17 protein-coding genes are annotated in these 15,907 nt (G+C 67.9%); 8 read left to right on the top strand and 9 right to left on the bottom strand.

Annotated elements, in window-relative coordinates:
* Nucleotides 1-118: 118 nt before the first annotated feature.
* Complete coding sequence (locus tag ACV7NN_RS00365) at nt 119-1,771, top strand: FAD-binding dehydrogenase (RefSeq protein ID WP_463347624.1); 1,653 nt, start codon at nt 119-121, stop codon at nt 1,769-1,771.
* Between the two features lie 76 nt (nt 1,772-1,847).
* Here ACV7NN_RS00365 and ACV7NN_RS00360 read toward each other — a convergent pair whose 3' ends face one another.
* Nucleotides 1,848-2,546 (bottom strand): hypothetical protein, encoded by a 699-nt coding sequence (locus tag ACV7NN_RS00360; protein ID WP_463347623.1) that lies wholly within the window; start codon nt 2,544-2,546, stop codon nt 1,848-1,850.
* 42 nt (nt 2,547-2,588) lie between these two features.
* On the opposite strand from ACV7NN_RS00360, the gene ACV7NN_RS00355 reads away from it, so the two are divergent.
* Complete coding sequence (locus ACV7NN_RS00355; protein ID WP_463347622.1) at nt 2,589-3,461, top strand: acyl-CoA thioesterase; 873 nt, start codon at nt 2,589-2,591, stop codon at nt 3,459-3,461.
* Between the two features lie 75 nt (nt 3,462-3,536).
* On the opposite strand, the gene ACV7NN_RS00350 is transcribed toward ACV7NN_RS00355, so the two are convergent.
* Complete coding sequence (locus tag ACV7NN_RS00350; RefSeq protein ID WP_463347621.1) at nt 3,537-4,295, bottom strand: anti-sigma factor family protein; 759 nt, start codon at nt 4,293-4,295, stop codon at nt 3,537-3,539.
* Nucleotides 4,292-4,801, bottom strand: a complete 510-nt coding sequence (locus ACV7NN_RS00345) for a sigma-70 family RNA polymerase sigma factor (protein ID WP_463347620.1) — start codon at nt 4,799-4,801, stop codon at nt 4,292-4,294. The genes ACV7NN_RS00350 and ACV7NN_RS00345 overlap by 4 nt, the downstream gene beginning before the upstream one ends.
* Nucleotides 4,802-4,924: 123 nt before the next feature.
* On the opposite strand from ACV7NN_RS00345, the gene ACV7NN_RS00340 reads away from it, so the two are divergent.
* A complete protein-coding gene (locus tag ACV7NN_RS00340) occupies nt 4,925-5,371 on the top strand; it encodes a QcrA and Rieske domain-containing protein (protein ID WP_463347619.1) in 447 nt (148 codons plus the stop codon).
* Nucleotides 5,372-5,386: 15 nt separating this feature from the next.
* On the opposite strand, the gene ACV7NN_RS00335 is transcribed toward ACV7NN_RS00340, so the two are convergent.
* From ACV7NN_RS00335 to ACV7NN_RS00320, 4 genes are all read right to left on the bottom strand, one after another.
* Nucleotides 5,387-5,863, bottom strand: a complete 477-nt coding sequence (locus ACV7NN_RS00335; protein ID WP_463347618.1) for an acyl-CoA thioesterase — start codon at nt 5,861-5,863, stop codon at nt 5,387-5,389.
* Between the two features lie 25 nt (nt 5,864-5,888).
* Nucleotides 5,889-7,571 (bottom strand): energy-dependent translational throttle protein EttA, encoded by a 1,683-nt coding sequence (ettA, locus tag ACV7NN_RS00330; RefSeq protein ID WP_463347617.1) that lies wholly within the window; start codon nt 7,569-7,571, stop codon nt 5,889-5,891.
* A gap of 63 nt (nt 7,572-7,634) precedes the next feature.
* Nucleotides 7,635-8,162, bottom strand: a complete 528-nt coding sequence (locus ACV7NN_RS00325; RefSeq protein WP_463347616.1) for a DUF6993 domain-containing protein — start codon at nt 8,160-8,162, stop codon at nt 7,635-7,637.
* 43 nt (nt 8,163-8,205) lie between these two features.
* Nucleotides 8,206-8,832: a single-stranded DNA-binding protein gene (locus ACV7NN_RS00320; protein WP_463347615.1), complete on the bottom strand. Its 627-nt coding sequence runs from the start codon at nt 8,830-8,832 to the stop codon at nt 8,206-8,208.
* Between the two features lie 203 nt (nt 8,833-9,035).
* On the opposite strand from ACV7NN_RS00320, the gene ACV7NN_RS00315 reads away from it, so the two are divergent.
* Nucleotides 9,036-10,046: an aldo/keto reductase gene (locus tag ACV7NN_RS00315; protein ID WP_463347614.1), complete on the top strand. Its 1,011-nt coding sequence runs from the start codon at nt 9,036-9,038 to the stop codon at nt 10,044-10,046.
* A gap of 136 nt (nt 10,047-10,182) precedes the next feature.
* Nucleotides 10,183-10,878 carry a hypothetical protein gene (locus ACV7NN_RS00310; protein WP_463347613.1) on the top strand — a complete coding sequence of 232 codons (696 nt, stop codon included), beginning with the start codon at nt 10,183-10,185 and terminating at the stop codon, nt 10,876-10,878.
* Nucleotides 10,879-10,946: 68 nt separating this feature from the next.
* On the opposite strand, the gene nadE is transcribed toward ACV7NN_RS00310, so the two are convergent.
* Nucleotides 10,947-11,789 (bottom strand): ammonia-dependent NAD(+) synthetase, encoded by an 843-nt coding sequence (gene nadE / locus ACV7NN_RS00305; protein ID WP_463347612.1) that lies wholly within the window; start codon nt 11,787-11,789, stop codon nt 10,947-10,949.
* Between the two features lie 88 nt (nt 11,790-11,877).
* Between nadE and ACV7NN_RS00300 the strand changes: the two genes are divergently transcribed.
* The gene (locus ACV7NN_RS00300) at nt 11,878-13,098 is read left to right on the top strand and encodes a cation:proton antiporter (protein ID WP_463347611.1); all 1,221 of its coding nucleotides are present in this window, start codon (nt 11,878-11,880) and stop codon (nt 13,096-13,098) included.
* 12 nt (nt 13,099-13,110) lie between these two features.
* Here ACV7NN_RS00300 and ACV7NN_RS00295 read toward each other — a convergent pair whose 3' ends face one another.
* Entirely contained in the window at nt 13,111-13,965 is an 855-nt protein-coding gene (locus ACV7NN_RS00295) for a LysR substrate-binding domain-containing protein (protein WP_463347610.1), read from the bottom strand.
* 182 nt (nt 13,966-14,147) lie between these two features.
* On the opposite strand from ACV7NN_RS00295, the gene ACV7NN_RS00290 reads away from it, so the two are divergent.
* Both ACV7NN_RS00290 and ACV7NN_RS00285 read left to right on the top strand, forming a co-directional pair.
* Nucleotides 14,148-15,452, top strand: coding sequence for an MFS transporter (locus tag ACV7NN_RS00290; protein WP_463351200.1), 1,305 nt, complete (start codon nt 14,148-14,150; stop codon nt 15,450-15,452).
* Between the two features lie 33 nt (nt 15,453-15,485).
* On the top strand, nt 15,486-15,857 hold the full coding sequence (locus ACV7NN_RS00285) for a TfoX/Sxy family protein (protein ID WP_463347609.1): 372 nt from the start codon (nt 15,486-15,488) through the stop codon (nt 15,855-15,857).
* The last annotated feature ends 50 nt before the right edge of the window (nt 15,858-15,907 follow it).

Below are 15,907 nucleotides of genomic sequence, written 5' to 3'. Positions count from 1 at the left end.
ACTTCCGCGCCGACCGACCCCGAAAGAAGGGGCCAACGGCGTGTTCCGCCCCGCGCTGGTCGGGGAGGCTTCGACGGATACTGCACAATGGGAATCCAGTGCCGAAGGAGACACCCGAATGACCCGATCCCCCGAACCCCACGCCATCATCGTCGGAGCAGGACTGGCCGGCCTCGTCACGGCGGCAGAGCTGGTCGATGCCGGCAAACACGTGACGATCGTGGAGCAGGAGCCCGCCGCCTCCTTCGGCGGCCAGGCGTGGTGGTCGTTCGGGGGTCTCTTCCTCGTCGACTCCCCCGAACAGCGCCGACTGGGCGTGCACGACTCGCTCGAACTGGCACGCCAGGACTGGTTCGGCACCGCCGGGTTCGATCGGGACGACGACCACTGGCCCCGGCAGTGGGCCGAGGCCTACCTCGACTTCGCGGCCGGCGAGAAGCGCGCCTGGCTGCACGAGAAGGGCGTGCGGTTCTTCCCGATCGTCGGCTGGGCCGAGCGCGGCGGGTACACGGCAGGCGGCCACGGCAATTCGGTCCCACGCTTCCACATCACCTGGGGCACGGGACCCGGGGTTCTCGCCCCGTTTCTCCGCCGCGTTCGTGAGGGCGTCGACGCGGGCCTGGTGACCATCCTGCACCGTCATCGCGTCGACGAGCTGATCGTCGAAGACGGTGCAGTCGTCGGTGTTCGTGGCGCCGTACTGGCGGACGACCAGGCGCTGCGCGGGGCCGCGAGCAACCGTGACGTCGTCGGCGACTTCGAACTGCGTGCGCCGGCCGTCGCCGTCACCAGCGGCGGCATCGGCGGCAACCACGACCTCGTGCGCGCCAACTGGCCGGAGCGCCTCGGCACGCCGCCAACGTTCATGCTCTCCGGCGTTCCCGCGCACGTCGACGGACGGATGCTCGGAATCACCGAGAGCGCGGGAGCGCGGCTGATCAACGGCGACCGGATGTGGCACTACGTCGAAGGGATCCAGAACTGGAACCCGGTGTGGGCGAGGCACGGCATCCGCATCCTCCCCGGCCCCTCGTCCCTCTGGCTCGACGCGGAAGGCAACCGGCTACCGGTACCGCTGTTCCCCGGGTTTGACACGCTGGGAACCCTCGAGCACCTGCGCTCGACCGGGCACGACTACAGCTGGTTCGTGCTCACCCAGAAGATCCTCGAGAAGGAGTTCACGCTCTCCGGAAGCGAGCAGAACCCCGACTTCACGAACAAGGACTATCGGCTGCTCGCCAAACGCGTCTCGCCCGGAGCCCCGGCTCCCGTCGAGGCGTTCAAGCAGAAGGGCGCGGACTTCGTCGTCGCGCAAACACTCCCCGAGCTGCTGGCTGGAATGCAGAAACTGTCGGAGACCCCGCTCGACGTCGAGGCGGTCGAGCGGCACATCCGTGAGCGCGACCGCGAAATGGACAACGACTTCACGAAGGATGCGCAGATCACCGCCCTTCGCGGCGCGCGGAACTACCGTGGCGACAAGCTCATCCGGGTGGCCACGCCGCACAAACTGCTCGACCCGAAAGCCGGGCCGCTGATCGCGGTGAAGTTGCACGTGCTCACCCGCAAGAGCCTGGGCGGCATCGAGACCGACCTGAGCGGGCGCGTGCTGGGCAATGACGGCCAGCCGATCACGGGACTGTACGCGGCCGGCGAGGCGAGCGGCTTCGGCGGCGGCGGGGTCCACGGCTACCGGGCGCTCGAAGGAACCTTCCTCGGCGGATGCCTGTTCTCCGGACGACAGGCAGGGCGCGCGATCGCGCACGCCTGAGAGTCCGTTCAGCCGGGTCCGGCCCGGGAAGGCCGGGTCCGGCCGGGAAGGCCGGGTCAGGGCCGGGAAGGCCGGGTCAGGGCCTGAGCGTCCAGGCCTGGCGGCGGATCAGGATGTGCCCACGGCGCGTCGTGAGGCGGGTCCACGGTCCGGTCTCGTGGATGGTCACGGGCTCGTCCTTCGCGAGGAACCCGAGACTCTCCGCTGCGAACGCTGCCCCGGCCGGGACATACTCGAGCCCGTCGATCGGCCGGCCCCAGACTTCGGCCCGCACCCGCTGCACGAGTTGTTCACCCGTGCCCGACGGGATCGCCTCGGCGACCTCGGCGATCCCGGCCTTGGCCGTCGGCTCCAGCACGTCGGAACTCGTCTCCCCCACGGCACGCCAGCCCCCGCGCGGCGGCGAGATGCCCGCCCAGGTGACGGTGCTCACCTCGAGCGGCATGCGCACCTCGATCGGCGCAGAGGGAGCATCCGCTTCCGTGCCTGCGGCACCGATCGACTCCGTGATGCGCGCCAGCCGGTCGAGCAGGGAACGCATCGGAACGACCGCGTCGAAAGCGACTCCGGGCTGGATGGCGAACGTCCGCAGGCCCAGCACGGTCGGCGTCTGGTCCAGCAGACCGCGCGGATACAGGATGGCCGTATAGACAGCGAGCACGCCGGAGCCGCCGATCAGGCGCACCGAACCGTCCTCAACACGACCGGCACGCGACAGGTACACCTGAAGATCGGACACCGCGAGGGAATCCACAAGGAAGAATGACTGGCTCATCTGCTGTCTAAACTACCAAGGGACACCGATCCGAAAGGCAACATGACAGAGCCCCTCGCTTCATTCCTCACCGCGCTCGACCTGACCGACACCGGTGCCAGAACGAACGAGGACATCTTCACCGGCCCGTCGCAGTGGATGCCGCTCGGCCGCGTGTTCGGCGGCCAGGTTCTCGCGCAGTCCCTAATCGCCGCCATGCGTACCGTGCCGGACGACCGTGTCGTCCATTCGATGCACGGCTACTTTCTGCGGCCGGGCGACGTCAACCTGCCCATCACGTTCTCGGTGGACCGCATCCACGACGGCCGCTCGTTCTCGACACGGCGCACCCAGGCCTACCAGGACGGCATGCCCATCCTGTCGATGATCGCCTCGTTCCAGGACGAAGACGAAGGCCTCGACCACCAGGTCGACATGCCGGCCGACCTGCCGGAGCCCGAGTCGCTGCCGAGCTCGGCCGCCACGCTCGCGCACATCGACCATCCTGTGGCGCAGTACTGGGCCAGCGACCGCCCCTTCGACATGCGCCACATCCCGAATCCCATCTACCTGTCGGTCGAAGGCGAACACGTCGCGCACCAGGCCGTGTGGATCAAGTCGGTCGGTCCGCTCCCGGATGACCCCGACCTGCATCGCGCGGCCCTCGCCTACGCCAGCGACTACTCCATCATGGAGTCGGCGATGCGCCGCCACGGCGTCGCCTGGTCGACACCCGGGCTGAAGGCCGCGAGCCTCGACCACGCGATGTGGTGGCACCGTTTCGGCCGGGTCGACGAGTGGCTGCTCTACACGCAGGAGTCGCCGAGCGCCACGGGTGGCCGGGGACTCTCGCTCGGTCGCATCTACAGCCGCGACGGGCGCCTGCTCGCCAGCGTGGCGCAGGAAGGGATGATCCGGGTTCCCGGCCGGTCCTGATCGGCACGGCCGGAGGGCGAGGTGCGGGTTCTGCGCCAGTGGAAGCCGAATCGAAGGCGAGAGCCCGCACCCCGGTCAATCGAAGGCGGTCCTGAGGAGCACCTGCCCGTTCGCAGCGCGGATGTCGATGGATGCGATGTCCGCCACCGGAACGCTGGTCGTCGCCGTCGGCGACACCGTTGTGCCGGCGGACGCGGTCCAACTCGAAACCGTCATCGACGTGCCCGTACGGTCGGTGACGACCATCGTGTACTTCCACGGACCCTCGGAGGTCGCGCCCTCCCACTCCGCGTACCTGCACGTCGTCTCGATGCGCGTGCCCCACGGCTCGGAGATGAGGCGCACATCCGCGCTCAACGGGCTCGCTTCCACCTGCGACAGGGTGACGTGCGTGCCCTGCGCCTGCGTCGTGTGCGGCGCCAGAGTGCCGGGGAGCACCAGTGCGGCGGCGAACGCGAGCACTGCCGCGGCGACGACCACCGATCCGGCGGTCCACCAGCGGATCCGCGCGCGATGCCTGCGGGCTGCGTGAAGAAGCTTCGGGAGTGCATCCGGAGCGGTACCGACGCGAACGGGCTCGGATGCTTGGCCCGCGCTGGCGCCGGCGCTGGTGCCTATGGCTCCGGGCGAAGCCGCCGGGGCCGGGACCAGCGCGAGCGCCTTTTCCTCGGGAACCCGCGCCAGGAGTCCGGGAAGGGCGGCCAGCTCGTTCACCGACGCGGAGCAGATGGCACACGTCGCGAGATGGGCCTCGTAGGCGCGGCGGTCGGCCGGAGACAGGGAACCGAGCACGTATGCGCCGTCCCAGGTCGCGAAGTCGTCGTGGCTCGTCATCGCTCGGTCACCCCCCTCTCCTGAAGTGCGAGCCGCAGGGCCCGGAGTCCGTAGTGGATGCGCGACTTGACGGTCCCTTCAGGGATGTCCAGTTCGCGCGCGATCTCGGCGATGGATCGGCCGCCGTAGTAGGCGTGCACGATCACGGCGCGGTGCTCCAGCGAGAGCTCGGCGAGAGCGTCCGTGACGAGCCACGACTCGAGCACCGCATCTGCTTGGTTGACGGTCGGCGTCTCCGGCAGCCGGTCGGTTCCGATCTCGTGGGTCGCATGAGCGCTTCGCCGATCGTCGATCACGATGTTCCTGGCCACGGTGAACAGCCACGCCCGCGCCGAGGACTGCGACTGGTCGAGGATCGCCGGTCTCTTCCACGCACGCAGCAGCGTCTCCTGCACCACATCATCCGCCATCGCACGGTCGCCGGTCAGGTAGACGACATAGCGCCACAAGGCCTGCGCGTGCTGATCGTGCAGCTCGCGCAGGAGCTGTGCGTCGTCCTGCGGCATGAACACCTCCACCAATGACACGACCCCGACGGCAGGAAAGTTCACCCTGCTCGTGAACCGTTCGCACTCACGGTCCGTGCATAGCGGTAGTAGCTAAACTACGCCGCAACGGATGGAGCCAGTATGAACGAACCCGCGCCGCTCACACGCCGATCGGCGATCACGATCGGCGGGGCCGGTCTGCTCGGAGTCGGGGCGCTCGCCCTGGCTGCCTGCACGCCCATCGGAGCGGGTTCTGCGGGAGGCGCAGCCAACGGCGGATCGGGCTCCGCGGGCGCGTCTCCCGTCACTCTCAAGCTCTCGGACATTCCGGTGGGAGGGGCGACCTCGGCGACCATGGGGTCGAACCCGATCGTGGTGGCGCAGCCGAGCGCGGGGAAGGTCGTCGCATTCAGCGCGGTGTGCACGCACCTGGGTTGCACCGTCGCCCCGGCGGGCACAGAGTTCGACTGCCCGTGCCACGGTTCGCGGTTCGATGCGGCGACCGGTGACGTGATCCAGGGGCCGGCGCCCACGCCGCTGACGAAGCTGACGGCCACGGTCTCCGGGGACACCGTCACCATCTCCTGACGCGTCGCGCGCACGTCAGCCGCGTTTGGCGAACTCCACGGGGTCGTCGAGGTAGGGCGTCCACGCGGTGCGCTCGTGGGCGTTGATACGGCGCGGGCGCTGGCTTTCGGCGTCCACGAGCACGATCGTGGTCGCGGCCCGCGAGTACAGGGTGCGCGGTTCCATCCCGACGGGGGAGAAGACTTCGTAACAGACCTCGAGGCTGGCGCCGCCGAGCCGCCCGAGCCACAGCTGGACATCGAGCGGCTGACGCAGGTACGGGATCTGCGCCAGGTATTCGATCTCCTGCCGCGCGATGAGCGTCAGGGTGTCGGCGCCCGGCCGCCCGTCGAGAACGGCCGTCGTGCCGCCGACCGCTTCCTCCGCGTCGTCGTTCACCCAGAACGCCTGGATGCGCGCCTCTTCGAGGAGACGCAGCATCGCGGCATTGTTGACGTGCCCGTAGGCGTCGAGGTCGCTCCAGCGGAGCCCGATCGGGACGTGTAGTTTCATGGTCGGCCCGCTTCGCGGTCGCTGGTCAGTCGCGGGTGAGCTTGCGATACGTCGAACGGTGCGGTTTCGCCGCGTCGGCACCCAGTCGCTCGACCTTGTTCTCCTCGTAGGCTTCGAAGTTGCCTTCGAACCAGTACCAACCGGCCGGGTTCTCCTCTGTGCCTTCGTAAGCGAGGATGTGCGTCGCAATGCGGTCGAGGAACCACCGGTCGTGGGTGATCACCACGGCGCATCCGGGGAACTCGAGAAGCGCGTTCTCGAGGCTGGAGAGCGTTTCGACGTCGAGGTCGTTGGTCGGCTCGTCGAGGAGCAGGAGGTTGCCGCCCTGTTTGAGCGTGAGCGCCAGGTTCAGACGGTTGCGCTCACCACCAGAGAGCACGCCCGCACGCTTCTGCTGGTCGGGTCCCTTGAACCCGAACGTCGAGACGTAGGCGCGGCTCGGCACCTCGGTCTTGCCGACCTGGATGTAGTCCAGTCCGTCGGAGACGACTTCCCACAGCGTCTTGTTGGGGTCGATCCCTCCGCGACTCTGATCGACGTAGGAGATCTGGACGGTCTCGCCGACCTTCAGATCGCCACCGTCGAGCGGCTCGAGGCCGACGATCGTCTTGAAGAGCGTGGTCTTTCCGACGCCGTTGGGGCCGATGACCCCGACGATGCCGTTGCGCGGAAGCGTGAAGGTGAGGCCGTCGATCAGCTGGCGGTCGCCGAAGCCCTTTTCGAGGTTCTTCGCGTCGAGGACGATCTGGCCGAGGCGCGGGCCCGGCGGGATCTGGATCTCTTCGAAGTCGAGCTTTCTGGTGCGCTCGGCCTCGGATGCCATCTCCTCGTAGCGGGCGAGTCGGGCTTTCGACTTCGCCTGGCGGCCCTTGGCGTTGCTGCGGACCCAGTCGAGTTCGTCGGAGAGGCGCTTCGCGAGCTTCGCATCCTTCTTGCCCTGCACGGCGAGGCGTTCGCGCTTCTTCTCGAGGTAGGTCGAGTAGTTGCCTTCGTACGGGTAGAGGTGGCCGCGGTCGACTTCAGCGATCCATTCCGCGACGTGGTCGAGGAAGTACCGGTCATGGGTGACGGCGAGCACGGCGCCGTGGTACTTGGCGAGGTGCTGTTCGAGCCAGAGGACGCTTTCGGCGTCGAGGTGGTTGGTGGGCTCGTCGAGGAGCAGAAGGTCAGGCTTCTGGAGCAGCAGCTTGCAGAGGGCGACGCGGCGCTTCTCACCACCGGAGAGCGTGTTGACGGGCCAGTCTCCGGGCGGGCAGCGGAGTGCATCCATCGCCTGCTCCAGCTGGGAGTCGAGGTCCCACGCGTCCGCGGCATCGATCTGCTCCTGCAGGGTGCCCATCTCGGCGAGCAGCGTGTCGAAGTCGGCGTCCGGGTCGGCGAGCGCGTTCGAGATCTCGTTGAAGCGGTCGACCTTGGCCTTGATCTCGCCGACCCCTTCCTGAACGTTCTCGAGCACGGTCTTGGTCTCGTCGAGGACCGGCTCCTGCATGAGGATGCCGACCGTGTAGCCGGGCGTCAGCTTGGCTTCGCCGTTGCTCGGGGTGTCGAGCCCGGCCATGATCTTGAGGATGGTCGATTTTCCGGCGCCGTTCGGGCCGACGACGCCGATCTTCGCTCCGGGCAGGAACGCCATCGTCACGTCATCGAGAATCAGCTTGTCGCCCACCGCTTTGCGGGCGCGCACCATCGAGTAAATGTATTCGGCCATTCCTCAAGTCTACGGGCGCGGACAGCGCCGTCGGGTCGCCGACAGTGCGGTGGACGGTGATGGCTACCAGTCGATGGGGCGGGTGTCGCCGACGAGACAGTTGCCTGTCGCGAGGAGGGGCGTCACCGCGCTCTGGTAGCCGCCGCTGCTCGGACCGTTCTGGCCGATGAGGCAGCCGCCGTTGAAGCGTACGGAGAACTGGATGGAGTTCGCCTTCAGGCCGATCGTCGTGGTGTCTACGGTCAGTTGCATGTCGGCTTTGTGGAACCCCGCCGCAACGAGAGCATCGATGAAGTCGCGCCCTACCGCCGCCGGATTCTTCGCCAGGACCCGGCGATTCACGGAGTCGAAGAATGCTTTGTTGTCGGCAGCGGTCCCGGTCGGGTCGAGAGCCACGCCCGTCGGCTTCGGAGTCGCCGAGGGTGTCGGCGACAGCGTCACGACAGGTGTCGAAGGCGGCGGCGTCGTCTCGGGTGCGGGTGCCGGCGAGGCACATGCGGCGAGCGCCGAAACCACGAGCACGAGACCGGCAGCGGCGACGACAGCGCGAGCGCGGGAGCCAGGTCGTGGCGCATCACCACTCCGCCGCATGTCGCCTCCCCTGATGCATCGGCCCGGATCCTCCTCCGGAAGTCTAAAGGTCACTTCCTGGGGCCACGGCGTGAGCATCCACCTCCGTGTCGTCGACCGTGTCGGCATCACCGTCTGCCACCGTGAAGAGCCCGCCATCGGGCGCGGGCCGGTCGGCTTCATCCCACGCACTCTGCACCCGGCCAACGGCTGATCCTGCCCCGGCGCCGGCGAGGGCCTCATCCGCCGAGTCAGCGCCCTCCGGTGCTGCTCCTCCGGTGTCCCCCGCAGTTCCAGTAGTATCCGCAGCCTGACCGTCAGCGGCCCCGGAGCGCTTCAGGGTGCGGGAGAACGTCGCCGTGCCCCACGTGAGGTCGTGGCCCACGGCATCCGCATCGATCTCGACGACGGTCCCGCTTCGCTCGCCGCTCTCCCAGTCCCTGACCGAGAGCCGCCCCGAGACGACAACGCGGTCCCCTTTTGAGACGCTCGCTGCGATGTTGACGGCGAGTTGGCGGAACGCCGTCACAGTGAACCAGTTGGTCTCGCCGTTCTCCCACGACTGGGTGGACCGGTTGTACTTGCGCTGGGATGCGGCGAGCCGGAAGCTCGTGATCGGCAGCCCTTCACTGGTGACGATGTGGTTGGGCACGGTGGCCACCAGTCCGCGCGTGGACAGGGAATCGTTCATCGGATGTCTCCTCGAGTTCGGAACGCCCGGTGCGGCGTCTCCGTTCGAGTCTCCGTGCGCACGACGCATCGTGATCCCGGTGAACAGAGACCGGTGGAGAACCTTAGGAACACGAGACCTGTGGAGGAATCCCCACACCTCAGGCCGCGATCACGCACTCCGCGTACGAGTGCAGATCTTGTTCATCCTCCTACGATGAAGTCATGACATTCGTTCCCGCCGCGGACCGCTACGACTCGATGACCTACAACCGCACCGGACGGAGCGGGATCGCGCTGCCCGCACTCTCGCTCGGCCTGTGGCACAACTTCGGCCATGAGCGCCCGATCGACACCCAGCGCGCCATCATCCGTCGCGCTTTCGATCTCGGCATCACCCACTTCGACCTTGCGAACAACTACGGTCCGCCAGCCGGGAGCGCCGAGACCAACTTCGGTCGCATCCTCTCCGAAGACCTGCGTCCGTTCCGCGACGAGCTGATCATCTCGTCGAAGGCGGGCTACTACATGTGGCCGGGCCCGTACGGAGAGTGGGGCTCGCGCAAGAACCTGCTGTCGTCCCTCGACCAGAGCCTCGGTCGACTCGGCCTCGACTACGTGGACATCTTCTACTCGCACCGGCCCGACCCGAACACCCCGATCGAAGAGACGATGGGAGCCCTCGCGACCGCCGTCGCCCGGGGCAAGGCTCTCTACGTCGGTATCTCCAACTACGACCCGGAGCAGACGCGCGCCGCAGCGGCCGCACTGGCCGAGCACAAGGTCCCCCTGCTCATCCACCAGCCCCGCTACTCGATGTTCGACCGCCACATCGAGGACGGCCTGTTCCCTGTGCTCGACGAGCTCGGTGTCGGCAGCATCGTCTTCTCGCCGCTGGCGCAGGGGATGCTCACCGACCGCTACCTGGACGGCCGCATTCCCAGCGACTCGCGCGCCGCCACCAGCCACTTCCTCTCAGCCGAGCAGTTGAGCCCCGTCTATCTGGAGCGAGCCAGGGCACTCAACGACATCGCAGCGGACCGCGGTCAGACGCTCGCGCAGCTCGCCCTCAGCTGGGTGCTGCGCCAGCCGCAGGTCACGAGCGCGCTGATCGGCGCATCCAGTGTCGCCCAGCTCGAGCAGAACGTCGCGGCCCTCGATGCGCCCGTGCTGACAGCCGACGAGATCGAGGCGATCGAACCGCACGCGGTGGACGGCACCGAGCACCTCGAGTGAAGAGCACCGCGATTGACGAGCGCTCCCGAGTGAGGCGGCACCTCGGCTGACGCGGCCGCCGAGACGTAGAAGACCCAGTCTGCGACACTGCGGCGCGCATCCGAACGATCCGCGATCGCCCGGGTACCATCCGATCATGCAGTGGTGGAATGACTTCGTGGACTGGCTTCTTTCGTCCGGCGCACAGCCGGTGATCTTCAACGCGGTTGTGCTCGCGGTCTCCGTGATCATCTCCGGGTTGCTGGCAGCCTGGATCGCCAGAGGTGCGATCAAGGGACTGCTCTCCCGCACGGATCGCCAGCAGAAGGCGTCGGCGATCGCCGCCCTCGTCGACGCGGCGACCGAGGCATCCGTCTGGAACTCCCTGACCCCCGGCGAACAGGTCCTCTCGGACCGCGCCGTGGGACAGGCCGACATCATGGTCCGCCTCCTGCCCATCAAGGGTGCGGGGATCGCGGCCAACTGGGCGGGCCACCAGCTCGCCGAGCTGAAGCGCAGCTCTGCGACCTTCGGCTACCAGCTCGACCCGGCCGTCGCGGAGTTCCGCGACCGGCTCATCGAGTGGCAGAACAACCCCGGGCGCGCGCGCCGCATCTTCCAGGGCGACCTGGAGCGGTGGCGGTTCGAGAACTCCGACACCGAGCGCGCTCTGCTGGCGCAGCAGGATGCGTGGGTCGCTCAGCAGCATCACGAGCAGCACGCCGGTGCGCAGCCGGCTCCGGCCGCCCAGGCAGCGGGGCCGGCTTTCCACACGGAGCCGGCACTCACCGCATCCGCCACCGAGGAGAACACGGACACCGCTCCCACCCAGCGCTACACGCCGGTCGGCTAGGTCGACTGACACGAAGGCGGGGCCGGTGGTCGATTCCACCGGCCCCGCGTTCGTCTGCGCAGTGGGAGCTACTTCGAGTAGCCGCCGCGCTCGTGCCACCAGTCGTCGAACATGCTGACGGGAACCCGGCGCTTGTGCTCGGTGGCGAGATAGCGACCCTCGATGGCGGTCGCGACCTCGTCGGCCACGTCTTTTCCTTCGAGGAAGTCGTCGATGTCCGTGTAGCTGAGACCGAGGTTGTCCTCATCGGTCTGACCGGGGGTGTGGTCGAGCAGGTCGGCGGTGGGCGCCTTGAGGTACAGCCGTGACGGCGCGCCCAGGTGCTCGAGCAGAGCGCGGCCCTGCCGTTTGGTGAGCCCCGTGAGGGGCAGCACGTCGGTTCCACCGTCGCCGTACTTCGTGAAGAACCCGGTCACGGCCTCGGCGGCGTGGTCGGTGCCGACGACAAGCAGCCGACGCTGGCCGGCGATCGCGTACTGGGCGATCATCCGTGCACGCGCCTTGGAATTGCCTTTCGTGAAGTCGGACATGTCGTCGTCCATCGCCTCCGCGTATTCGGCTTCGAAGCCGTCGACACCGCGCTGGATGTTGAAGGCGACCGCCCGGTGCGGCTGGATGAAGCCGAGCGCGAGTTGCGCATCCTCCTCGTCGCGCTGCACCGAATACGGGAGCCGCACGGCGATGAATTCGGCCTCGACGCCCTCCTCGGCGAGCCGCTCGACGGCGAGCTGGGTGAGTCGCCCGGCGAGCGACGAATCCTGGCCGCCGCTGATACCGAGGACGAAACCGGATGCGCCGGTCGCCTTCAGGTAGTCGACCAGGAAACCGACACGTTTCTCGATCTGATCGGCCGGATCGATCTCGGCGCTGACGTTGAGTTCTTCGATGATGAGGGCCTGGAGGTCACGCATAGGAGCAGAGTAGTACCGGCGCGTTTCGGCCGTGTGAACGGGCCGTGCGCCGTAGACGCGGAACCGGGTCGGCTCTAGCATCACGGTCATGGTCGACTCACTGAACGCGCTCATCATCGTGCCGTTGCTCGCAGCGGCTGCCCCACTCCTGGCCAGCCTGGTCGGGCGAGTCGCGAAGATCCCGCTCGTGGTCTTCGAGATCGTGCTCGGTCTTGTCGTCGGGCCTTCCGTGCTCGGCTGGGTGCCCCACAGCCAGTTCGTCGACGCTCTGGCCAACTTCGGCCTGGCGTTCCTCTTCTTCATGGCCGGCAACGAGATCGACTTCGGAGCCATCAAGGGGCGGCCGCTGAGTCGCGCGGGACTCGGCTGGCTGATCTCGCTGGCCGCGGGAGTGGTGATCGGCATCCTGCTCGCCCCGACCGTCCCGGCCGGCATCTTCGTCGGCATCGCACTGACGTCGACAGCGCTGGGAACGCTCATGCCGGTGCTGCGGGACGCCGGCGAGCTCTCGACGCCGTTCGGACGCGCCGTCACAGCCGTCGGTGCCGCAGGCGAGTTCGGCCCCCTCATCGCCATCTCGCTGTTCCTGAGCGGACGCCGGCCGGGCGTCGCTGCCGCCGTGCTCGTCGGGTTCGCGATCGTCGCCGCCCTCGCGATGGTCCTCGCGTCGCGCGGGACGCACGCCCGGTTCCACCGGCTGGTGACCGCGACGCTACACACCAGCGGCCAGTTCGCCGTACGGTTCGTGGTTCTGGTGATCGCCGCCCTGGTCGGGTTGAGCATCGCCCTGGGGCTCGACATGCTCCTTGGCGCGTTCACGGCGGGCGTGATCTGCAGGATCCTGCTGAAGGGAGCGGACGAGGCGGATGCCAAACTCGTCGAGGGCAAACTCGAGGCGGTCGCGTTCGGATTCCTGGTGCCGATCTTCTTCATCAACACCGGCATCACGTTCAACCTGAAAGCGCTCGTCTCCGACCCGCGCGCGCTCCTGCTGCTGCCGATCTTCCTCGTACTCTTCCTGATCGTGCGCGGCATCCCCGGCACGCTCGCCCTCCCCGTCGGGTCCACCTGGGCCGACAGGCGAGCGATGACGCTCTACAGTGCGACAGCCCTCCCGATCATCGTCGCGGTCACCAACATCGGACTGAAGGAGGGCGACCTGAGCCCGGGAACCGCCACGGCCCTCGTCGGGGCGGGGATGCTCTCCGTCCTGCTCTTTCCCCTTCTGGCCCTGGGCCAGCGCAGGCGCTCGGCCGACGGCGGCGTGCGGCCACCGGACACGGACATCCACGTGCCCACCGAGGGCTGAGCGCCGCGCGCGTCACGGTGTCTGCGTGAGCGTGCGGCCGATGATGGCCGCGGTCAACGCATCCACTGGTTCCCGGGGCGCGAGCGGGTTGGACAGCAGCGTGAAGTCGACGTGCCCGAGGTCCGGCAGGCCGAAACGGTTCGTCACCTTCACCAGGTCGGACGGGATGAGCGTCTGAGGGAACACCGCGACGCCGATGCCCGCGCGGACCGCCGCGAGCACGCCGTTGACCTCGCGCGTGTTGCAGGTGATCCGCCAGGTGCGCCCGGCGGCCTCGAGCGCGTCGATCGCGATCTGGCGGCTGATGCTCGGACCCTGGTACGCGATCAGCGGCAGGGGCTGGTCGGGGTCGATCAGGGTCCTCTCCTGGCCGACCCAGACCAGCGCATCCGTCGCCACCACCGTGCCGTCGGTCGTCCCAGGGTTCTGTTTGATGAAGATGAGGTCGAGGTGGCCGGACTTCAGCTTGCGGTGCAGCGGTCCGCTCTGGTCGACCGTCAGCTCCAGATTGATCTGCGGATGCTGCTGGCGGAAGTGGCGCAGGATGCGAGGAAGCTGCGTGATCGCGAGATCGTCCGCCGCGCCGAAGCGAAGACGGCCACGCATCGCCGAACCGCTGAAGTAGCTCGTGGCTTCGGCGTGGGCGGCGAGGATCGTGCGGGCGAAGCCGGCCATAGCGTCGCCGTTGTCGGTGAGGCGCACCTCCCGGGTGTCGCGGGCGACCAGTTGGCGTTTCGCGGCCTGCTCCAGCCTGCGGACCTGCTGGCTCACGGTCGGCTGACTGATGCCCAGCCGTGCCGCCGCCCGGGTGAAGCTGCGCGTCTCCGCGACGGCGAGGAAGGTCTGGAGGAGGACTGGGTCGAACATGCGAGCATCCATTCGATAATCCAATAGGAGTTATAGCTTCAATTTACCCTTGGAATGGGTCGCCGGAGCGTAGCGTCGAAGAGTCACCTCGACGACATCCATACGCAACCGCATCCGACTCTCTACTCGCAGGAACGACAGTGACTCCCCCGCACACCGCCGCAGCGCCGCCGACCGGCCCCATGCCCGTCCTGAGTGCACGCCCCCCGTGGCGTGAGACTCTCGTCTCCCTGAAGGTGCCGAACTACCGCAAGTTCGCGGCCTCCAACCTCGTCGCCAACACTGCGGTGTGGATGCAGCGCATCGCCATGGACTGGCTGGTGCTCCAGCTCTCCGGCAGCGTGGCTGCGGTCGGGATCACCGTCGCGATGCAGTTCACCCCGATGCTCGTGCTCGGGCTGTGGGGCGGCGTCATCGCCGACCGCTATCCGAAGCAGCGGCTCCTCATCGTCAGCCAGTCGTCCGCTGCCGTGCTGGCCGCCATTCTGGCCGCCCTCACACTCACCGGGTCGATCGAGGTCTGGCATGTCTATGTCATCTCGTTCGCGCTCGGCCTGGTCACCGTCATCGACAACCCGGCCCGGCAGGTCTTCGTCAACGAGCTCGTCGGTCCGCACTACCTGCGCAATGCGATCAGCCTGAACTCGTCGATCTTCCAGCTCGGCGGTCTCATCGGGCCCGCGGTCGGCGGCATCCTGATCACTGCGGTCGGCGCGGGTTGGTCGTTCGCGATCAACGGCGTTGCGTGCCTGTGCGTCGTCGCCGCGCTGCTCTCGCTCAACCGGTCGCAGCTCCACGCGAGTCCGGCCGCGCCCCGCGGCAAAGGGCAGCTCGCCGAGGGCATCCGCTACGTGCGCAGCAAGCCTGTGATCTTCTGGACCGTCATCATGGTCGCGGTGCTCGCCGTGTTCGCCTTCAACATGCCCGTGTTCCTCGCGGCCTACGCCAACAATGTCTTCGACGTCGGCGCGAAGGGCTACGGGTTCTTCAATGCGCTCGTCGCGGCCGGCGCGCTCACCGGGGCGATCGCATCCACGCGCCGTACGAGCATCCGCCTCTCCATGGTGGTCGGCACAGCGATCGGGCTGGGCATCGTCCAGGCGATCGCCGGTCTCGCACCGAACGAGATCACGTTCGCGGTGCTGCTCGTCGGCATCGGGGTGATGAACCTGCTCTTCATCACCGGCGCGAACTCGCTGGTGCAGATGTCGTCGAACGTGCAGATCCGCGGCCGCGTCATCTCGCTGTACATCCTGGTGCTGCTCGGCGGACAGGCGATCGGCGGCCCGCTCATGGGCTGGGTCGTCGAGCAGTTCGGGCCGCACGTCGCGATGCTCATCTCAGGGGTGGTGCCCGCCGTCGCTGCCGTTGTGATCGCATCGCTGATCGCGCGGAGCGCCCACCTGCGCCTGCGGTTCAGCCTGCGCGGGGCGCGGCCGCAGATCACGATCGTGACCCGCGCCGGAAAGAGCGTCGAGCACCTCTGACGCGGCCGGCGCGATCGCGCGCACAATGGTGTCATGGCGAAAGCGTCGTCCCCGGTCCCGGCAGAGATCCTCGAGCAGTACGAACGGCTCGTCGCGACAATCCCCGGGGTGCCGCGCAAAGGCGCGACCGTGCCGTACACGTCCGTCAACGGCAACATGTTCAGCTACCTCGGCAAGGAGGGCACGCTCGCTCTGCGGCTTCCGGTCGCGGCACGCGAGGACTTCCTGGCCCGGTACGAGACATCACTGACCTCGGCGTACGGCGTGGTGCAGAAGGAGTACGTGGATGTGCCGGCACGGCTCCTCGCGGACACCGACGAACTGGCCCCGTGGTTCGAGCTGAGCTACACGTACACCAGCGGGCTGAAGCCGAAGCCGACGACCCGGGCGAAGACCGGTCGCTGATGAGCGCTGCCAGACGGTGCCCCCGGCAGGAATCGAACCTGCGACCAAGA

Source organism: Leifsonia sp. Ger2509, assembly GCF_055231915.1.
The sequence above is the reverse complement of the archived record's forward strand: the minus strand, read 5'-3'. Positions and strand labels throughout refer to the sequence as shown.